Origin of the sequence: Xanthomonas cissicola, from assembly GCF_008801575.1 — a bacterium.
In the GTDB taxonomy this organism is placed as follows: domain Bacteria; phylum Pseudomonadota; class Gammaproteobacteria; order Xanthomonadales; family Xanthomonadaceae; genus Xanthomonas; species Xanthomonas cissicola.
The window spans coordinates 1-2,860 of sequence record NZ_VZPL01000157.1 but is presented as its reverse complement, the minus strand read 5'-3'; the positions used below and the strand labels follow the sequence as shown (position 1 = coordinate 2,860).

Genomic DNA, 2,860 nt, shown 5'->3' with positions numbered 1-2,860 from the left:
AGCTCTGGCCTCGTCGCGTTTCAATCTGGAGAACTGCGCGTTCTTCTGCGCTGAGGTGAACGTAGCTCTTTGACATGCATACACCCTACTTGCTGAGAGGGTGTTGCGCTTGGAAGTTGAGTCTAAGCAGCACACGCAAGGTGATCGGCACGTATGCGGCGCCGGAGACACGTACCAGAGCGGTTTGGGGCACCACTTCCTCAGACTCGGGCACAGGCTGCATCAGGTGCTGGTGCCGAATCGCTGACACTAGCGATCGACGGCCCTCTGCGTCAGACAATAGATATCGACGCTGCAGCTGGTCATACTGCTCACAGACAAGGTCGTCCTCCGGCAGCCCCTCAGCGACAACAATCATGTCCTGAAATAGAGCCTTTGCCAGTCGAAAAAGAACCCGGTCGCCCACCGTAGCTCTTTCAGGCACGAGACGACCGACGTTCTCCCACTTCTTATGTAGATCCTGCACAATTTCGCCGACAGAGCGCTCACTAGTGATAAAGCCCAAAGCGCCTAGCTGATCTTTCTTCGAAGTTAAAGGCATGGCGACTCCTTATGGTGGCAACACCGAAACACTACGGCCTCGGGCGATCTTGCTGCAGTTCTGCTGGCCAAAACTGGAACTCATTCGGGTCAAACACCATTTCTGGGGCACCTCCGGCGACCGCGGCGCTCATCTGCTCACGATGCTCGTCCTCCAGTGTCGGGAGGACTTCCGGATTGAACGCCAAGGCGTACCGCATGATGTTCTCCGCATCCTTTGCAGCTCTGAACACCTCGCGCCTGTCGCTCTGTAGTAGCGTAAGTATCGCTGCATCCTTGACGGCCACCGGCGGCGACAGCGGCAAGCCGGTGCGCATCGCGAGCATCGAGCGCGCGATCTCCACTCGCAAATCGCGCTGGGCACGCTGGTGATCAGTCATCTCCGCTTCTGCGGGCAAAGCAAGGCCTATTACTGCCTCATGCGCCGCGACTGCCAGGACCCCGTTCATCAGATCGGCGCAGTAATGCTTTTCGGACGGATAGGCGATACGTGGACGCACAACAAGCGAGTCCCTCTCGGGGTTGTAACCCATAGGCTCAGTTGCAGACTCGGTGACAGTCATGCCAACCGTTTCCACGATCGGCTCGGCCAGCTTGCGCGCTTGGGTGTCGGTCAGCTGATGCGGCTGGTGCGGTTCCGGGCCGGAAATCTGGGCGAAGTTGAAAATCTTGAACCGGCACAAGAGCGGAAACTTCTGCGTGATCGGCTCACCGTCATCGTCGAACGTGCCGGTATCCTTTTCCTGAACCTTCCACATGAAAATGGAGGTCGCCTTTTCACCAGCGCGTACCCGCCAGCCTTTCGCGGCGGCTTGGTCGAATGTGCACCACCGGGGATCGTCATACCCGCTCATAGCGAGGGCGATCGCATTGAATCCGTGGTAAGGCGTGCCACGTAGCTCGTTCCGAGGCCACTCAAGTGGCTTGCTTTGAGGCTGCTGCCAGGGGCAAGCACCGTCTTCGATGTGCTTTACAAAGATGCCGGTGCCTTCTGCGGCCCGATCGTATACCGGACGAGACGCTGGGCTGAGGCCGGACACATGTGAAGAGGCCGCCGGTGCGGCGGCCTGTGGCGTGGGGACTGCTAGGCTACCCCGAAGGGTTCTCAGGAGACCCATGTCAGGCCTCCGGCTCACCTTCGTCCGGCACCATGTCGGCTGGTGCCGCATCCAAGCCCATCTCGCGGGCTTCCTTCCAGGTAAATTCGTTTGGGTTCGTCTGCATTTCGTTCTCCTTCGGACCAGGGATGGGTGCCACTTCTATCACCCTCTATGTCATGACTATATGCAAACGAAAGTGGCTCGTCAACGCCCGTTCGTCTCTGCTCAGATCCTACTTAATGCCAAGAGAACACGAGCTCGGAACGCGCCCTCATCTGCCGCGAGCTCCTCGTGGTCTTCCCCCAGCTTGCGCAATACAAAGCGCTTCATGTCCGCGAGTGCGTCATCCTCGTCGTCCAGGTCCAGCAGCGGTAGAAAGGCCTCATAGACGCCCTGGTCAGCAAGATACAACGCTGCGTTGACTGCCATGCAGCAATGGCAGAAGTCTAGACGGATGGCTTTCATGTGTTCCTCCTCCGCCATGCGTTCGACAAATGCTTCGCATTCGTCGGCGCCCAAAGCCTCGCTGGCATAGAGGTATGCCAAGTCGTTGAGTAAAGTGTCCGCCACGTCGATACGCTGATGCCGCTTGTAGAAGTCTTGAGCGAGATCCAGCGACGAGAGCTGTGTGGTGACCACGGATGGGCGTTGCTGAGAGACGACTTGCATGGTGTTCCCCTGGTTCAAAACTACGATTGTTCTTCCTTGCGGATTACTTAGCGCCGCCAGCGAGAGCTACGAGCTCCGCATCCGTCGGTACGCCAGACTTGATCACCACTCGTTGGCCCACCCGATAAACCACGAGAGGAACGCCAGTTTGACCGGTGTCACGCATTGCAAGCAAATTCTGCGCCAATTGCAGGCGGATGGCCTCAGACTCGGGCACTGGCTTGAGCATATTGGTCGAGACGGACTGGATTGCTTGCGCCACATTAGGTGCTTTATACATCGCCTCAGCTAGGCCTGGACTACGCGAAGAGAGGATGGCCACTGGCAACCAACGTACCTGCAGCGTGCCTGCTGCAATGTACGGGCGGACCATGCTCATGAGTCGATGACAATACTGACATGTAGGGTCAACGAAGACGTAAATTGATACGCCCAGGATTTCTTAGACATCTCAAGGCCATGGAAAATGGCTGATTCGGAGGTGTCCATGAGCAGTAAGCGGTATACGGATGAGTTCAAGATCGAGGCGGTCCGGCAAGTGACCGATCGTG

General features: G+C 57.6%; 4 protein-coding genes. All 4 read right to left on the bottom strand.

Translation table 11 applies throughout. From position 1 onward, the window contains the following. Nucleotides 1–85: 85 nt before the first annotated feature. The 4 genes from F7R02_RS24805 to dsbG all read right to left on the bottom strand — a co-directional run bounded on the left by F7R02_RS24805 (nucleotide 86) and on the right by dsbG (nucleotide 2,733). Nucleotides 86–541, bottom strand: a complete 456-nt coding sequence (locus F7R02_RS24805; protein ID WP_208789143.1) for a hypothetical protein — start codon at nucleotides 539–541, stop codon at nucleotides 86–88. A gap of 31 nt (nucleotides 542–572) precedes the next feature. Beyond that, the gene (locus tag F7R02_RS24800) at nucleotides 573–1,658 is read right to left on the bottom strand and encodes an ArdC-like ssDNA-binding domain-containing protein (protein ID WP_078589990.1); all 1,086 of its coding nucleotides are present in this window, start codon (nucleotides 1,656–1,658) and stop codon (nucleotides 573–575) included. 207 nt (nucleotides 1,659–1,865) lie between these two features. Continuing rightward, entirely contained in the window at nucleotides 1,866–2,309 is a 444-nt protein-coding gene (locus F7R02_RS24795; RefSeq protein ID WP_078589992.1) for a hypothetical protein, read from the bottom strand. A gap of 43 nt (nucleotides 2,310–2,352) precedes the next feature. Next, the gene (gene dsbG, locus F7R02_RS24790; RefSeq protein ID WP_268892714.1) at nucleotides 2,353–2,733 is read right to left on the bottom strand and encodes a thiol:disulfide interchange protein DsbG; all 381 of its coding nucleotides are present in this window, start codon (nucleotides 2,731–2,733) and stop codon (nucleotides 2,353–2,355) included. Nucleotides 2,734–2,860 lie beyond the last annotated feature (127 nt).

Excerpts from the sequence above, each read along its gene's own strand:
- F7R02_RS24800 (WP_078589990.1), bottom strand. The coding sequence starts at position 1,658 with ATGGGTCTCCTGAGAACCCTTCGGGGTAGCCTAGCAGTCCCCACGCCA.
- F7R02_RS24795 (WP_078589992.1), bottom strand. The coding sequence starts at position 2,309 with ATGCAAGTCGTCTCTCAGCAACGCCCATCCGTGGTCACCACACAGCTC.
- F7R02_RS24805 (WP_208789143.1), bottom strand. The coding sequence starts at position 541 with ATGCCTTTAACTTCGAAGAAAGATCAGCTAGGCGCTTTGGGCTTTATC.